This window comes from Candidatus Chloroploca sp. Khr17 (genome assembly GCF_004138165.1).
In the GTDB taxonomy this organism is placed as follows: Bacteria; Chloroflexota; Chloroflexia; order Chloroflexales; family Chloroflexaceae; genus Chloroploca.
The window spans coordinates 1-16,141 of sequence record NZ_RYFF01000079.1 but is presented as its reverse complement, the minus strand read 5'-3'; the positions used below and the strand labels follow the sequence as shown (position 1 = coordinate 16,141).

Sequence of the window (16,141 nt, the reverse complement as noted above, 5' to 3'; positions counted from 1 at the left end):
GCGCTCTGCGAGGCAATCGTTATAGAAGCGACGACACGTTTCAAGCGTGGCATCAAGCAGCCGCTCCTGGGCGCGGGGCGGGGTATCAGTATGCGGTTGAAGAGCCGGACGCAGCGGCGGCGATCCTGCTGGAAGCCGCACCTGAACTCGACGCCGAACTTGTTACCCAGAGCCAGGTCTATCTCGCCAGCGAATATCAGGGCAACGCACCGCGTTGGGGCGAACAGCGCGTCGAAGTCTGGCGCGACTATGCGCAGTGGATGGTTGACCGCGACCTGTTGAGCAGCATGATCGACCCCGAAGAGGCCTTCACCAACGCCTTCTTGCCGTGATTCCGGGGTGCGACGGGATCGGCTCATGGCCGCCGTATGTGCCCGGGGCGCGACGAACGAGCGCGATGGGTCGGAGATTGCGCAGCAGATTGCGTGCGCACTCGTGGAGCGGGGCATCCGGGTCGTCTTGGTGACGCACCTCTCCGAGTTCGCGCGCCAGGAGTATGAGCGGGAGGCCGAGCGAACGCTGTTTCTACGCGCCGAGCGCCGGCCTGACGGGGCACGAACGGATACACTGGCCCGCTACCAGCCTCGCGGAGGAGCGCTGCGAGAATGGTGAGCTTCCAATAGGCCCACGCGGCAAGCTCGGGGCGTACTTGCCGGTCTCGATTGCATTCACGGTCTGGCGGGAAACCGCAAGGTGCGCCGCCAGACCGGCTGGGAGGCAAGCCCAGACATCTCGTGTGACGGCTCGGGCAGGGTGGGAATGACGCGAGCACACCTGTTGCGGAAGAGCCGAAAGAGCTTATCACACGCACGAACGATCATGCCCCGTTGTTGTGCCGCCTGGCCTGGTGCGCGAGCCGGGTGGTCTAGTCTTTTCCGGAACCCTTCTCCCAGGCGTAGCGCACGGCTGTCTTGAACTCGTCCCAGGTGTTCGGATGGCTCAGATCCCAGGTACGGTGCAAGTCTGGCTCAACCGCATCCCACGTGTGACCATAAATACCTGCGTCGGCGGCCATGTCGGTGCCAAAGCTATAGGCCGGGGCATAGTCGCTGTAGGGCCGTCCGCCCGCTGCGACCGTCGACTGATAGTGGGTCTGGAAGGCGTGATCATTGTTGTCGTTGGCGTCGTGCATACCATGGGTGGTCGCGTCTGGGTAGTTCGTGCTGAGTGGCGTCACACGCTGCCCCTGGGCCAAGTCGGGGTGGTTCGTGTTGGGTGGCATCGTACGCTGCCCCTGGGCAAAGTCCGAACTGGACGTACTGGGTGGCGCAACGTGCTGCCCCTGGGCGAAGTCGGGGTGGTTCGTGTCGTTTGCCTGTGAGGGGTTCCAATCGGTTTTGTGCCATTGCTTGCTGCGTTCCTCGATGTCTACCACCCCATAGCGGCGCATTACCGCATCGACATTGACCCGCTCGGCCATGGCTGCATCGACGCTCACGGTTAGGAGCACACCGCCCCGCCGCACGCCCTCGGCATAGATGTGGGCCGATTCTTCGGGCACTCCGCTGCCCATCAGTGCGCCGGCTATGCCACCAACACTTGCGCCGACACCGGCCCCGAGGGCGGTGGAACCCACCGCAGCGCCGATGGTGCCGATCGCGGCGGCGAGGGGGCCGATCGCCAGTACCGGGCCAATCCCAGGGATAGCAAGTAACCCGGCACCCACCAGCAGGCCGACCGCTCCGCCGACCACGCTGCCGCCTACTGCGCCCGAACCTACGGAGTGCTCGGCGCCTACCTCTTGCTGGCGGGCGTTCGCGTCGTTCGCGTCACGGGCCACCATGCTGATATCCTCGCGTAGGATGCCGTGCTTCATTAGATCATTCGCGACGCTGTGGGCGTCATCGGTGGTGTCAAAGAGTCCGGTTATTGTTCGAATCATCGCTGTGTTCCTTTCTTTCGTCGAAACGCGCTGTTTGCTTCTATCGTCGTACATAATTGATGGAGAAGAAGATGTGTCCCTTCAGTCTAGCGAATGTGGGCCAAGAGCGGTAGCCGATAAACTCCGACTCTCGTATGAGCAGTATCCCTGACAGTGTGAGGGTTCCATCCCTGCGATCACCACGCGCACCTCGTGCGTCCCAGGATGGTCGCGCAGCGGGATCTGGCCGTCACCGAGCTCTATGCCGTCGAGCGTCACCAATGCATCGGTTCCGCGTTCGACCGTGATCTCGTAGGTTGCCGCGCCGACCCGGTAGCTCGCGGTGTAGCCGGGCCACTCTGGTGGCAGGCAGGGGGTGACGGTAAGGGTGTCGCCACGGCGGCGCAGGCCGAGCAGTTGTTCGACGCCCAGACGGTAGAACCAGCCTGCCGAGCCGGTGTACCACGTCCAGCCGCCGCGACCGGCGTGGCCCTCGGCGGTGTAGACATCGGCGGCGATGCTGTAGGGCTCCACCATGTAGCGTGCGCTGTGCTCGGCGGCGTGGCGCACCGGGCTAATTAGGCGCAGTAGCTCAGCCACTCGCCCGCCTTCGCCCAGCAGCGCCCATGCCCAAATCGTCCAAATTGCGGCGTGGGTGTACTGGCCGCCGTTTTCGCGCACTCCCGGCAGATAGCCTTTGATATAGCCAGGGTTATGGTCGCCCTGGTCGAAGGCCGGAGTGAAGAGCCGGATCAGCCCGACGTCGCGGTCAACAAGCAGGCTGTCCACCGCTTCCATCCCCGCCCGTGCGCGGGCCGGATCGCCGACACCTGCGATCACTGCCCAAGACTGCGTCAGCGAGTCGATCTGGCACTCGGCGCTGGCCTGTGCGCCGAGCGGCGTGCCATCGTCGTAAAAGGCGCGCAGATACCAATCGCCGTCCCACGCACTGGTCTCGATCGCGACCCGCAGCCGCTCGGCCTCGGCCCGGTAGTGTGCTGCGCGCTCGGTGTCGCCACGGGTTGCGGCGAGATCGGCGAAGGGGTGCAGCACCGCGATCAGGAACCAGCCGACCCAGACGCTCTCGCCGGTGCCGTCGGCACCCACTAGATTCATGCCGTCGTTCCAATCGCCAGCGCCCATCAGCGGCAGGCCATGGGCACCCATCCGCCCCAGGCCATAGTCGATTGCCCGTGCGCAGTGCTCGTACAGGCTGGCCTGACGCGCCGAGACTGTGGGCAGGCCATAATATTCGGCCTCGCCTGGCTCCCTGGGTCGGCCCTCCAGGTAGGGTGTCGGCGCATCGAGCAGCGCGAGATCGCCTGTCACCTCACAATAGAAGGAGGCGACATAGGGCAGCCAGAGGTAGTCGTCGGAGAAGCCAGTGCGGACGCCGCGCCCGCTCGGTGGATGCCACCAGTGCTGGACGTCGCCCTCGCTAAACTGGCGTGCGGCGGCGCGCAGAATTTGGGCACGAGCCACTTCAGGTGCAGCCTGAGTCAGGGCCATCACATCCTGGAGTTGGTCGCGGAAGCCGTAGGCACCGCCCGACTGGTAGAAGGCCGAACGCGCCCAGACTCGGCAGGCCAGGGTCTGGTAGAGCAACCAGCCGTTCAGCAGCAGGTCGAGGGCCGGGTCGGGTGTTTGCACCTGGGTCGCCCCGAGCAGCGTGCGCCAGTCTGCGACGGCCGCTTGCTGGGCGCGGGCCGCTGCGGTCGTGGTACGGTAGCGCTCGACGATCCGCCGCGCATCATTGGTGTCCGCACCCTGACCAAGCAAAAAGACCAGTTCGCGCTGTTCGCCGGGGGCCAGATCGAGTGCGCAGCGAATGGCCCCGCATGGGTCGCGCCCCGCGCCAGCGCGACATGAGAGGGCGCGGGCGGCCATGCCCGCTGGTCGACTGAGGTCGCCATTGCGCCCGATGAATTCGGTGCGGTCACCGGTGTAGCTCAGCACATGCTCGCTCGCGGCGAGAAACGCCACCCGTTCGCCAAACTCGACGTTGTAGGCATTGTGAGCCAGCAGCGCGCCGCCCTCCTCGTCATAGGCAGTCACAATGTAGGGGGCCATTTGGGCGCGGAAGACGCCCAGCACCCACTCGACGTAGAGCGTCGCCGTGAGTTGCGCGGGCTGGTCGCCGTGGTTGCGCAGCCGCAGGCGGAAGATCTTCACCGGGTCATCGCTCGGCACAGCGATCGTCAGATCGCTGGCAATGTCGCCGTGCTGGCGTGCGAAGCTGCTGTAGCCGAAGCCGTGGCGCACACGCACATGGCCTGCGCCCACGGGGTGCGGCGTGGGCGACCAGATCGCGCCGCTGGTCTCATCACGTAGGTAGAGCGCCTCGCCCAGGGGGTCGCGCACTGGGTCGTTCGCCCAGGGGGTAAGCCGGTTCTCGCGGCTATTGCCGGCCCAGGTGTAGCCGCCACCGCTCTCGCTGATAATGAAGCCGAAGCCGGGGTTGGCGACTACGTTTATCCAGGGCGCGGGCGTGGGCCGCCCAGGAACCAGGTCGATCACATACTCGCGCCCGTCGGGCGTGAAGCCGCCGTAGGGCGAGGGCTGGATCAGGTCGACGGGCGCGAGCGGCGCGTCGTGTGCGGTAGAGATGATTGGCACGGCGGGAGCCTGGCCAGCATCAGACTCGCGGCGGCGCAGGTGCTGAGCCAAATCGCCCCGGCGCGTGGATAGCAGGGCGCAGGCTACTGTTTCCAGCAGCACCTGGTCGGCTGCGGGCACGAAATCGCCACGCAGCAGAAAGATGCCCCCACGCTGGTTGAGCAGCGCCCCGGCGCGGCTGCTGCGCACGAGGCTGAGCAGATGATCCTGACGCCCCTGGGCGTAGCCGCCGCTGTCATCGTTGAGGATGACCAGATCCACCATCAGTCGCTTGAGCCGCCAGTACTCGTGGGCGCGCAGCAGTTCGGCCACCAGATTCAACTCGTCGTCTACGCCGACACGCACCACCACCACAGGAAAGTCGCCTGAGATGCCGTAGGCCCACAAGTTGGGCTGGCCTTTCGTGTTCGCCGTGAGGGTCTCAGGTGCGGCCCGCCGCCGTACATTCAGGAAGAGTACAGCGCTGGCGAGACGTTGGAAGCGGTGGGCCTGGTCGGCGTCGATGTTCAGATCGTGCAACTCCACCTGGCTCTGGGTCCAGGCCAGTTCGAAGGCCCGCTCGGCGGCGGCCGGATCGCGCAGACGGGCAGCCAGAGCTAACGCCTCGGCCCGCCCCTCGGCTATGCCGGTGACGAAGGTGATCTGGGCGCTGGCCCCAGGCGCGATCCGCACGCGCCGGCGCAGACTCAGCACCGGGTCGAGGACCGCACCGACGTGCCCGCCGAGGGGCACGTGGAGCGCCTGCGGGTCGGCCATGTCGCGCCCGCGCCCAACGAAGGCGGCCCGGTCGCTCTCGTGCTGGGTGGCACCGAGGGCGTGGCCGCGCACATTCACGCTGTGCATGGCCCAGGTACGAGCGGCACCGGCCGCACGCGGCCGACGCACGGCCAGCAGCACGTCGTGCTCGGGTACAAACTCGGTCTCAACGAACAGGTTGGCGAAGGCGGGGTGCGCCTCGTCTGCGGCAGGCGGGGCCAGCACCACCTCGATGTAGCTCGTCAGTTCTAGTTCGCGTGGCGCACTTGTGAGGTTCGTGAGCGTAACCCGCCGTAGCTCGGCGTGCTCCTCAGGCGAGACGACGACCTCCATGCGTGTGTCAATCCCGGCCATGCGCTGACGAAACTCGGCCCGATCCAGGCCGTAGGTTACCTGGTAACTCGCCGACTGGTGGCGGGTCGGCTGGTAGGTGGTCGACCAGACCACGCCGCTACGGGCGTCGCGGATGTAGATGAAGCTGCCCCAGTCGTCGCGGCTCACGTCAGAGCGCCAGCGCGTGATCGCCAGGTCGTCGAAGCTGCTGCTACCACCGCCAGCAGTGGTGAGCATCAGGCGGTAGCGACCGTTGGAGAGCAGGTGGCTGTAGGGCATGCTGGTGAAGGGGGTATTGAACTGGCGCGGTGCTGGTGGGGCGAGAAAGGCGATCTGGGGCTCGCGTGCGGCCGTCCGCGCCGTCTGGGCCGGGCGCGCCTGCGGTACCCGTTCCTGGAGCAGGGTCTCGGCTGACTGCACGAGCGGCTCGGCGTGGAAGCGCCGCTGCATCACCTCGGCGTGGAGCGTATTAGCCAGGGCGAGCAGGCTCATGCCCTGGTGGTGGGCCATAAACGAGCGCACGATTGCACGGCGCTGGCCGGGTGGCACGCGGCTGGGCGTGTAGTCGACGGCCTCGTATAGTCCGTAGCTGCCAAACATGCCATCGGCGACCAAGACCCGCAGGTTCTCCAGAGCCTCGGCCGGGCGCACCGACAGGGCCAGCATCGTCGCGTAGGGTGCAATCACAAGATCGTCGTCGAGACCGCTCTTTAGCCCCAGGCCAGGCACGCCGAAGGCATGGTACTGATAGTTCATCGCCAGGTCGCGTGCATTGTAGGCCGACTCCGAGATGCCCCATGGCACGCCGCGCTCCTTGCCGTACGCGATCTGGCGGGCGACGGCAGCGGCATAAGTGGAGTTGAGCAGCGTCTCGGGGTAGCGGCGCATCAGCAACAGCGGCATCAGGTACTCAAACATCGTACCGCTCCACGAGAGCAGCGCAGCGCCCAGGCCCACCGCCGTGAGGCCACGCCCCATGCGGAACCAGTGCTCTTGCGGTACATCACCTCTGGCGATGGCGAGGAAGCTGCCCAGGCGCGCCTCGGAGGCCAGCAGGTCATAGAAGGAGCTGTCACGCTGGCCGTCGGATACGCGATAGCCGATCGAGAAGAGGTGGCGCTGGCTGTCATAGAGGAAGTCGAACTGCATCGCCTCAACTTGATCGGCGCAGGCGCGGACGACCCAGGCGTGGCGGGCCAGCAGGGCGGCGGCAGTCGGGACGCCGCTATCAGCCAACTCGCCGAGGGTCGGCGGACGGTCACGGTGATCCAATGCGGGCACGAGGCTATCAAGATCTTCCAACAGGCTTCGAGCCTGGCTACCAATGCGCGCACCCCACACGGCGACTGATCCGACGCTGCCCCGATCCTCCGCCCACTCTAGCACTTCGCCGAGCAGATCGCGGTAGCCACCCACCGTCGCAGGCGTGTCGCGGAGTAGCTCGGATAGAGCGGCGACCGCCTTGCGCGCCGGCCCATGGTCGCCAAGCTCCTGCGCCATTAGTGCGAGAGAGTCCTCGATCCCGACGAGGGCTTGCGGGCCGATCAGGGGCGTATCGCGCAGGGCCAGATAGCCCTGGCGCAGGGTGAGCAGGGCCGCCACGAAATTACCGCTGTCCACCGTCGAGACGTAGGCCGGTGGCAGCGGGTGCAGCGTACGGGTATCATACCAGTTCAACAGGTGACCCTCGAAGCGCTCTAGGAGCGCCAGTGTCGCGAACACCCGTTCGGTGCGTTCGGTCAGTTCCAGCATGCCGATATAGCCAAAGTCGTAGGCGGCCAGGTCGGCCAGCAACTGGAGCCCAATGTTTGTGGGCGAGGTGCGGTCGGCGATCAGGGGGCGCGGCGTCTCCTGGAAGTTATCGGGGGCCAGGAAGTTGGCCTCGGCGCGGACGAACTGTTCAAAGAAGGCCCAGGTGGCGCGGGCCAGCCGCCGCAACAGGAGCTGATCCTCCGCGCTGATCGGGAGCCGAGCATGAATGTGCGGCTGATCGAGCCATGCCGCGAGGGCCGGTGCGGCGAACCAGTCGGCAAGCACCGGCAGCGCAGACAGGGCAGCGGCGTGGCGGCGGCCAGGGACGGCGGCCAGCGCCGCCCCGACGATGAACATCGGTGCACCTCGGCGCAGCATCGGCATATGCGAGCGCTGGAGTCGGCCCTGCGACTGCGCGGCGGTCTCCCACTCGAGCAGGTTGCGCCGCGTGATCAGCGTGCGGGTCAGGGTGCGGGCGATGGCATCAAGGTTGAGGACGGTCTGGTCGGGCAGAAAGGCGACGTTGAGGGCCAGGCGCAGGGCGCTGAGTTGAAGCTCGCGCACCCTGGCCCGCAGCGCGCCCATGTTGCCCGGTTCGAGCGCGGCGGCGCGAGCGGCGGCCACGAGATCGAAGGCCAGCGGCGCGGCCAGCGGTGCCAGGGCCAGGCATGTCCAGACCGCCGGGCGGCCGGGTAGCCAGCGCCAGCCGGCGACGAGGAGGGCGATCGTTGCGGCTGGGGTGAGGCTGCGTCGCAGGTTGTCGAAGATCTTATAACGCGCGATCAGCGGCAGGCTGTTCGCCTGCCAGCCCTCGGACGACGGCGTGCGCGGCAGCAACCAGGCCGCGATCTGCCAGTCGCCGCGCACCCAACGGTGCTGACGCGCCGCCCAGGCCGCGTAGGTCGTCGGGTAGCTGTCCACTACCTCCACATCAGAGAGCAACCCGACGCGAGCGTAGAGGCCCTCGATCAAATCGTGGCTGAGCAAGGCGTTCTCGGGGAAGCGCCCGCGCAGCACGGTGCGTAGAACCACCGGGTCGTAGATGCCCTTGCCGGCGAAGATGCCCTCGCCAAACAGATCCATGTAGGCATCCGAGACGGCGGTGGTGTAGGGGTCAACACCAATATTGCCGGCAAAGACGCGGGCGAAGCGACTGGCGGTGGCACTCGGTAGGTCGATGCCGACGCGCGGCTGGAGGATGCCGTAGCCTTCAGTCACCCGCCCGGTTAGCGGGTCGAGCCGGGCCTGGTTGAGCGGGTGGGCCAGCGTGCCGATCAGAGCCTGGCCGACGTCACGCGGCATCTGTGTGTCAGCGTCCAGGGTAATTACATAGCGCACGCGCTCTAACACGCGCTGGTCGCCGACCATCACCCCATAGGATGTTTCGCCCACACCAGTCAGTAGTTTGTTGAATTCCTCCAGCTTGCCGCGTTTGCGTTCCCAGCCCATCCAGCGGCCCTGCTGCTCATTCCAGATACGGTGGCGATGCAGCAGCAGGAAGCGATCCACGCCGTGGCGCTCGGCGAGTTGGCGCATGCGCTCGGCTGCAGCATCGAGCAGCGAGGCGTCCTCGGGCATGTTCTCTTCAGGCGCGTCGGCGAAGTCGGTGAGCAGCGCGAAGTGCAGGTTCGGATCCTGGTTAGCCAGGGCGATTACCTCGAGGGTGTCGAGCTGACGGCCGACGCTGTCTGGGGTCAGCAGCAGCGTCGGCATCACCACCACGGTCGTCAACTCAGCGGGGATGCCCGCCGAGAGATCGAGGCGCGGTAGTACGTGCGGTGGCAAGAACGTCGTGACGGCGCGGTTGACCAACTCGCCCGCCAGAGCGCTGGCCGGGATGAGCGCCAGAGCGGCACCGAGCAGGGTCTGGAGACCCTCCCCGCTCCCCTTGGGAGAAGGATCGGGAATTTTCCGCCGCGCCAGTCGCAGCCCGGCGGCCACAATCACCGCCGTGGTCGCGCCAACGGCCCCCAGGTAGCACGCCGTCGGGTGTGCCATCGCCGCATTGCGGGTTCGCTCGAGTGGCGACGGACGGTAGCCAAGCTGGGCGGCAAACGTCGGGCGTCCTGCGCCCACCAGATAATAGCCGACGTGACGCTGGCGTGCGTCGCTGCCGGCTGCTGCATTGGCGAGTACGACCGCGCGCCGGGCGACCTCGTCCTCGCTCATACGTGCCCCACGAGCCAGATCTTCGACCGCGTGGCGGTAGCGATCGCGGGTCGCGCTGGTGCTGCGCGCATAGGCCCCCGCCGGATCACGACACAGCAGAAGCTCGATCTGGCTCATCTTCGCAAACCAGTCTGGCCAGTTGATCGCGCCCAGGGTGCGCATGCTGCTGATGGTGTTGCCGACCGAGACCTGGTTCGCGGCCTGACGCTGGTGCTCCTCGTGGATAAGGGCCTCGATCGTCGTGTGCGGCGTGACCGGCTGGGTCTCCAGCCAGGACACCACCCGACCGATGTCGTGCTCGCCCTCGTGGGCACGCAGGCGGCGCAGCAACTGGGCGGCGAGCGTGATGGGCAGGGCCGGGTGACGGCGCGTAAGCGCACGCAGCACATCTGCGCCCATCGTCTCGCCTGGCGCACCGAGCAACTGCTCGGCCCAGCTATCGGCCTCGTGGCGGAGCGCACGAACCTGGAGTATCTGGGCCGACAGTCGGCTGAGGTTCTTGACCAACCCGATCCGCAGCATGATCGCCACGGCCCATAGCTCACCCATCTGGAGCGGGGTGATTGACTGGTAGGCGCTGAGGAAGCGCAGCAGCACTGCGGCATCCACACGGCCGTCGGTGTGGCCGATCAGTTCTAGCGCGATGGCGTAGACGCGGGGCAGATCGGCGAACGGGCCATGCCGTAGCTTCGGCAATTGACGGTAGTAGCCCGGTGGCAGATCGTGGCGGATCGTGCGAATCTGCTCATTGACAAGATAGGCATTATCGATCAGCCACTCGGCGGCCGGGCTGATCGGCACACTCAGCCGGATGTCCTCGCCGAGGCTCCGGTGCGCCTCGGCGATCTGCCGCTCATCATGATCGAGCGCGCTGCGCAGGATGTTGCCCCCACGCGGCAGCACAGCAACATCAGTCTGGTCGTTGGCGAGGGTGAGCGCAAGCACATCCAGTTGCTCGGCGCTCAGCAGGTCGCCGAGCAGGGGGGCGAATGTAGGTTCAGCTAGAGGGCCTGGCGCGGGGCGCGGGAACAGACTTGCGCCGAGTGACCGAACGCCATCCGCGAGTGATGCACGCATGTTGCGTATCATGAAGAGTCCCTCCTTGCTGACACCCTAGAATCCCGCATCGAGTAGCCGACCCGGCCAGCTTTGCTAACCAGGTCGGCTACTCGCAAAAGAAATATGTCTGAGGCCTAACGAAAACCTTTGCGCCTTTGCGTCAAAAAAATCGCCTTCTTTGCATGCCCCTAGCCTCCGACGCTGCGGCCGCGCAGCATCGCACTATCGTCACGCTGGGATCGGCGCAGGGGTTGGCTTGTGCTGGGGCCAAGATCGATGATCTGCACATACAAATCCCGCCCACGGCTCGCAAGCTCAGCCGAGAACTCTAGTTCGTCGCGTAGGGTGTGAACAATGACATCGAGCGGGATGCCGCTTGCGCGGGCCTGAGCGACCAGATCGCCAAGCTGCGCCTCAAACGTCTCGGCGGTAAGGTCGGGATCGGGGAGGGACGCACTGAAGGTGTTGAAGAGTTGGCAGACCGGGCAGACAACGCCAAATACGCCCTTGGCAGGCGCATCTAGCGGCGTGCCGCAGTTGGTGCAACGTAAATGTAGCGCTTCAAGATTCTGCATAGGAATACCTTTCTTACGATCTGGTGCACGTACAGCGCATCACCCTGTGCCCAGAGCCTGATATCCAGCCTTGTCATCGCGACGGGTCTGGGGATCAGAACCGCCGCGTGGCATGTGATCATCTCTATTTATTGATGTTCTGGCGGGCTTTGCCCTTCTGGGCTTCCACCTTGCCTTCCGCCTTCATGTGATCGTCGCCAATCAGGCCGCCAACAGCGTCTTTGGTCGCGCCCTTGAGCTCCTCGCCCGCGCCCTTGACCCGCTCCTCCGCCTTCGCGCGGTTCTGGCGAGCCTGACCTTCAACCTGCTCGGCATGGCCTTCCGCCTCCAACTGTTCGTTATGAACCACATCGCCGACCGTCGCCTTCACCGCTCCCTTGATTTCCTCTGCTTTACCCTTTACCCGTTCGGTTCCGTTGCTCATTGTCGAGTCCTTTCTCTAGCGCTGCGCCGCATCGTTCTAGCGATCCGGCGCAGCAGCAATATGCGGACACGGAGGTTGAGCCATACCATAACCTTCGTCTGACCTCCGTCTTATCGCCCTACGCCAGGCGTCCACGGCGAACAAGATTGACCACGCCGAGAAGAATGATCGCGCCAACCAGTGAGATAAGCATCGCGGTCAGATTCAGAGCGTTCTCGTTAATCGTTGGCCCACCAAAGAGAAGCCCACCAATCATGGCACCCACGATGCCAACAATGATATTGACCAAGACACTGTTGCGGTCGCCCAGCACGAGTCCCGCAGCCCAACCGATCACCGCGCCGACGATGAGCCATACAAGAAGATTAATCATCAATTTGCCTTTTCAACGGCATACGCCGTTGGATATACGTTCAGATTGCGATAGGGAAGGTGGCTTGTGCTTCTGAGCATAGCGGACGTGCGCTAGCTCCGGTAGCCGACAAATTCCGCATGGGGTGTCAGGAGTATCCCTGACAGCGTGAGGGATACCATTGGTGCTACGATGCTCGCGGCCTTGTCATACTGAACCCCGCTCAGCATCGCTGGTCGTCTGGGCGCTGCGATCCTTAACCCAGATCGCCGTGTTGGGCTTCAAGCGCGTGATCCACCAGCGCCCATCGGCCGTGTCGCGGGCGAGGTCGTCCAGGTGAAAATATCCCAGATCGCGGATCTGCACCGACCCGTTGGGCAGGCGCTCGCGGAAGGCCACGGCCCGGTCGGACGCCCGGGACGGTTGGATGATCGGCCCTTGGAGCTGTCCCGTCGTCATGTCCAGCCGTACCTGGGCCTTGATTCCCGCTTGGCCGACGGGCTTGCCATTGCGCCGACCGCCACAGCCGGGGAAGCGCTCGGCCATGCTCGGGGACAGCGTGATCGTGGTGCGGTCATGCAACCAGACCCCGGCGAAGGCGCTCGAGCAGGTCAGCGGGCGTGGGTGCGCCGAGGATGGGCGTGGCGAGGATGGTCTGGAAGAGCCGTTCAAACAAAGCGAAGCCACGCATTGCCGGGTTTATCGGCTAGCGCCGATCGGCTAGATTCACGTGAACTGCATGGGTGCGCTCGGCCCTGAGCGGTTGCTCCTCGATCCTGAGTAGATCGGGGAGCGCGAGCCCCAGTAAGCAGATGGTCGCCGAGGCCAATCCGCCGACGATGAAACTCCCCCGTACGCCAATGAACGCGCCTAGCAGTGCCGCCAGGCCGAGCCCAAGCGGTGCCGCCAGGCCCATCACGGTACTCAGCAGGGAAAGCACCCGACCCTGGAGTTGGTTCGGCACCTGCGATTGAATGAGCGCAATCAGTGGCGCATTGCCCGTTGAAAACGTCACCCCGCTCACGATCCACCAGAGTGCGGCGAGCCAGAAGAGCGAACTAGGCATCAGGAGGGACGCCTTTAACATAATGTGAGCGTCGCTCGGCGGGACTCGGGCGACGTGCGGTGACGCCCATTCCTGGGGCCGCGACACCGGTCTTGGAAGCGGCGTCGCGCCGGTCATGCCGGGGGTCGTCGACTGACGCCCGTTCCTGGCAGGACGACCCCCGTTCGCGAAACGGCGTCGCCCGGGTGCCCGCAGTTCCCGGCGGCGGGGGTGGGCGGGAACGCGGGCACCGGCGACCATCAGGGTTGTCACGGTGCTCCAGATGCGGTAGGATCGGGTTACGAAACACCACCCACTGCAGTCTGGAGTACTGCTATGGTAGCGCATCAGCCGTCTTTTTTCAAGCGCATCCTGGCGTTCGTGCCGTCGCCGTTCACCCCTCGTGGCGACGACCCCGCCCCGGTCCCGCCCGACGATCCGTGTCCGCTCATCCACCCCGACGTGCCGTTGCCCGCCTGGGTCGCCACCGACCCCGTCGTCCAAACGTATCGGGCCTTGCTTGGTGACCTGCCGTGGGCAGAGTTCCCCGAGCGCCCGACCGACCGGCCCTTGCCGGGGTCGCCGCCCGTGCCGCGCTGTTCGTTTGTCGCGGCCTTTTTGGTTAAGTTGCACGAGGAGAAACGGTTTATGGCCGGGCTGCGGACCTATCTGCTCGAACATCCGGCCCTCGTGTATTGGCTCGGCTTTCCCCGCGTGCCCGACCCGGACGCGCCCCACGGCTTCAACGTGGCCGCAACCGTGCCGACCCGCCGCCAGCTGAGTCGCGTGTTACGGACGTTGCCCCATCCCGCAGTGGCATTTCTGCTCACCGCGACCGTCCGTCTGCTCCAGGAGAGTCTGCCGCCGGATCAGCAGGCCACCTTTGGCGACACCATCGCCGGTGATACCCAAGGCCTGCTCGCCTGGGTCAAGGAAAACAATCCCAAGGTCTTCATTCCGGAGGGCCGCCTCGACAAAACCCGCCAACCCGCGGGCGACCCCGACTGCAGCCTGGGCGTCAAGAAGCGCCGCAATGCCGCGCCCGACGAGGAGGCCGACGGCCATGACCATCCGGCCCCAACGACCGACGCGACCCCACGGGCGAACATCCAGATCGGCGTCGACATCTTCTGGGGCTACGCCACCGGGATCGTCGTCACGCGCCTGCCGCATGGCCCCGAGGTCGTGCTCGCCGAGCGGACGCGCCCCTTCAACGAGAGCGACCCGTCGTACTTCTTCCCCCTGATGGAACAGGTCGAGGCCCGGTTGGGGCGCCGCCCGCGCTTTGGCACCTGGGACGCCGCCTTTGATGCCCAGTACGTCTACGGGTATTTCCACGAAGCCGGCGGCTTCGCGGCGGTGCCCTTCAGCAGCGGCCCCCAGCGCGGCAAACGTCAGCTCAGTCCCGAGGGCATCCCACTCTGCGCCGCTGGGTTCCCGATGAACCTGGCATTCACCTACGAGCATCGCAGCGGGTTGGTCCCGCATACCCGCGAGAAGTTCCGCTGTCCACTGCACTTCCCGGAGGCAACGGGCGTCCCGTGTCCCTGCCAGGATCCGCATGATGCCGACAAGGGCTGTGCCACCACGATTGCGCAAGGCCCGGGCTCCCGCATCCGTCATACCCTGGATCGCGAGAGCGCGGCCTACCATCAATTGTATGACCAGCGCACGATGGTCGAGCGCATCAACAGCCAAGCCGAAGCGCTGGGCATCACGCATCCGAAGCTCCGGCGCGGCCGGGCGATTGTCAATCAGAACACCTTAACCGACGTGTTGATCAACCTGCGGGCGTTGCAGCGCCTGCGGTCCGCCGCTGCGGAGGTGCGGCCCGCCACCACGGTCACGGCGGCGTAACCGGCCCGGATGCCTGGCCGCGAAGCTTTCTCAGTACCGATTTTGCCTCTGGTTGTGATACAATAACTTCGCAAGTTACGGTCAAGCACACACCAATCGAGTCAGATAATGGTTGCCCGCCAGAGGCTCAACATAGTCGCTGCACCGCCCACTGTGCGCCATTTCTTTGAGGAACAGTTGGGATTGGCCGAAGTGACAGATATTACCGCCAACGCTCTTGAACTGCGTGATGCCTACCTACAAGCCAAAATCATTACGCCGAAGTACTCAGCAGATGCGCTGCATGTGGCACTAGCGACGGTTGCAGAATGTTTGCTGATCGTGAGTTGGAACTTCCAACATATCGTCCATTTTCAGAAGATCCCCCTGTACAATGCCATCAATACGCTCCAGGGCTACCAGCCGATCGCTATTTTCTCGCCGCGAGAGGTGATTTATTATGAAGACGAAGAAATTTGATTGCGTACAGATGAAACGGTTGGGCGCAGCAAAAGTGCGCGAGCAAACGGCAACCCTCACAAAAGAGCAAGAGTTGCGCTTCTGGCAAGAACGCTCACAGACCTTACGCGAACGGCAAGCGGCGCTCAAAGGTGTTATCCAACCTGCACAATAATCGTGGTTAAGCTGCCATCTATCTCAGGCGACAGGTAATCGCAGCTTCCCGACCATACCACGCTCGCCCGCTTTCACGGCTGGATGCGCCAGCATGCCTCCGCCACGTTCTTCCGCGAGGTGGCGGTCTTTCTGGCACACGTCGACCCGGAAGATGCCACCACCACGCCCCAGATCGTGGACACGTTTGCCATGCAGAGTCCGGTCGCCCCCAGTGCCAGTCCCGCCGTCCTGCTCCGCGACCTAACCCTGCGCCTCGTCTGGCTGCTGCGGCAACGCGGCCCGGCCACCCTCACCGCCGCGCTCGACGCGCTCGACCTGACGCCCTTCACAAAGCCCACACCCGCCCGCAGTGTCGCCGCTCGCCACGCCCGCCTCCAGACCACCGTGGCCCTGGTCGCCCGTGTCGTCACCACCGTGACGGCGCACCTGGACGCGCTCGACTCGGTGATCCACCCGCTCGTGCGCGCCTTCCTCGCCGATCTCGCCAAGGTGCAGGCCGATGAACTGACCACCGATGACGCCGGGGTCGTGACCGAACGCCCCGCCAAGGCACGCGGTTCACGCCGCATCGCCAGCGCCGTCGACCGCGAGGCCACCTTCCGCAAACACGACGGGAGTCCCGCCGTGCTCGGCAGCAATGCCATCATCAGCACCACCCGCACGCGCATCCGTGCCTGCGTGATCGTGACCGGCTGCACGCCCGAGAGTGTCGCGCCCGCCGCGGTGA

12 protein-coding genes and 1 pseudogene are annotated in these 16,141 nt (G+C 65.3%); 5 read left to right on the top strand and 8 right to left on the bottom strand.

Features of this window, described 5'->3' with window-relative positions:
- Positions 1-332: pseudogene (locus EKD05_RS26905) on the top strand (hypothetical protein); the annotation flags it as partial.
- Between the two features lie 193 nt (positions 333-525).
- Here the strand turns inward: EKD05_RS26905 and EKD05_RS27340 are convergent.
- From EKD05_RS27340 to EKD05_RS26575, 8 genes are all read right to left on the bottom strand, one after another.
- The gene (locus EKD05_RS27340; RefSeq protein WP_370374938.1) at positions 526-705 is read right to left on the bottom strand and encodes a helix-turn-helix transcriptional regulator; all 180 of its coding nucleotides are present in this window, start codon (positions 703-705) and stop codon (positions 526-528) included.
- Positions 706-865: 160 nt separating this feature from the next.
- Positions 866-1,882 (bottom strand): hypothetical protein, encoded by a 1,017-nt coding sequence (locus EKD05_RS23675; protein ID WP_129677805.1) that lies wholly within the window; start codon positions 1,880-1,882, stop codon positions 866-868.
- Positions 1,883-1,963: 81 nt separating this feature from the next.
- Positions 1,964-10,576, bottom strand: coding sequence for a GH36-type glycosyl hydrolase domain-containing protein (locus EKD05_RS23670; RefSeq protein WP_240695913.1), 8,613 nt, complete (start codon positions 10,574-10,576; stop codon positions 1,964-1,966).
- Positions 10,577-10,734: 158 nt separating this feature from the next.
- The gene (locus EKD05_RS23665; protein ID WP_129677804.1) at positions 10,735-11,121 is read right to left on the bottom strand and encodes a hypothetical protein; all 387 of its coding nucleotides are present in this window, start codon (positions 11,119-11,121) and stop codon (positions 10,735-10,737) included.
- Positions 11,122-11,245: 124 nt separating this feature from the next.
- Positions 11,246-11,545 carry a CsbD family protein gene (locus tag EKD05_RS23660; RefSeq protein ID WP_129677803.1) on the bottom strand — a complete coding sequence of 100 codons (300 nt, stop codon included), beginning with the start codon at positions 11,543-11,545 and terminating at the stop codon, positions 11,246-11,248.
- 118 nt (positions 11,546-11,663) lie between these two features.
- Positions 11,664-11,915, bottom strand: a complete 252-nt coding sequence (locus EKD05_RS23655; RefSeq protein WP_129677807.1) for a GlsB/YeaQ/YmgE family stress response membrane protein — start codon at positions 11,913-11,915, stop codon at positions 11,664-11,666.
- A gap of 189 nt (positions 11,916-12,104) precedes the next feature.
- Entirely contained in the window at positions 12,105-12,569 is a 465-nt protein-coding gene (locus EKD05_RS23650) for a transposase (protein ID WP_129677802.1), read from the bottom strand.
- A 34-nt stretch (positions 12,570-12,603) separates the two neighbouring features.
- Positions 12,604-12,963, bottom strand: a complete 360-nt coding sequence (locus EKD05_RS26575) for an MFS transporter (RefSeq protein ID WP_205704071.1) — start codon at positions 12,961-12,963, stop codon at positions 12,604-12,606.
- 315 nt (positions 12,964-13,278) lie between these two features.
- On the opposite strand from EKD05_RS26575, the gene EKD05_RS23640 reads away from it, so the two are divergent.
- The 4 genes from EKD05_RS23640 to EKD05_RS23630 all read left to right on the top strand — a co-directional run.
- Positions 13,279-14,799, top strand: a complete 1,521-nt coding sequence (locus EKD05_RS23640) for a hypothetical protein (RefSeq protein ID WP_205704070.1) — start codon at positions 13,279-13,281, stop codon at positions 14,797-14,799.
- Positions 14,800-14,907: 108 nt separating this feature from the next.
- On the top strand, positions 14,908-15,258 hold the full coding sequence (locus EKD05_RS23635; RefSeq protein ID WP_205704069.1) for a hypothetical protein: 351 nt from the start codon (positions 14,908-14,910) through the stop codon (positions 15,256-15,258).
- Positions 15,239-15,412, top strand: a complete 174-nt coding sequence (locus tag EKD05_RS26110) for a hypothetical protein (RefSeq protein WP_165360931.1) — start codon at positions 15,239-15,241, stop codon at positions 15,410-15,412. The genes EKD05_RS23635 and EKD05_RS26110 overlap by 20 nt, the downstream gene beginning before the upstream one ends.
- 83 nt (positions 15,413-15,495) lie before the next feature.
- Positions 15,496-16,141: hypothetical protein (locus EKD05_RS23630; RefSeq protein WP_165360930.1), on the top strand; the 646-nt coding region annotated here is incomplete at its 3' end.

Excerpts from the sequence above, each read along its gene's own strand:
- EKD05_RS23675 (WP_129677805.1), bottom strand. The coding sequence starts at position 1,882 with ATGATTCGAACAATAACCGGACTCTTTGACACCACCGATGACGCCCAC.
- EKD05_RS23670 (WP_240695913.1), bottom strand. The coding sequence starts at position 10,576 with ATGATACGCAACATGCGTGCATCACTCGCGGATGGCGTTCGGTCACTC.
- EKD05_RS23665 (WP_129677804.1), bottom strand. The coding sequence starts at position 11,121 with ATGCAGAATCTTGAAGCGCTACATTTACGTTGCACCAACTGCGGCACG.
- EKD05_RS23660 (WP_129677803.1), bottom strand. The coding sequence starts at position 11,545 with ATGAGCAACGGAACCGAACGGGTAAAGGGTAAAGCAGAGGAAATCAAG.
- EKD05_RS26575 (WP_205704071.1), bottom strand. The coding sequence starts at position 12,963 with ATGCCTAGTTCGCTCTTCTGGCTCGCCGCACTCTGGTGGATCGTGAGC.
- EKD05_RS23640 (WP_205704070.1), top strand. The coding sequence starts at position 13,279 with ATGGTAGCGCATCAGCCGTCTTTTTTCAAGCGCATCCTGGCGTTCGTG.
- EKD05_RS23635 (WP_205704069.1), top strand. The coding sequence starts at position 14,908 with ATGGTTGCCCGCCAGAGGCTCAACATAGTCGCTGCACCGCCCACTGTG.
- EKD05_RS26110 (WP_165360931.1), top strand. The coding sequence starts at position 15,239 with ATGAAGACGAAGAAATTTGATTGCGTACAGATGAAACGGTTGGGCGCA.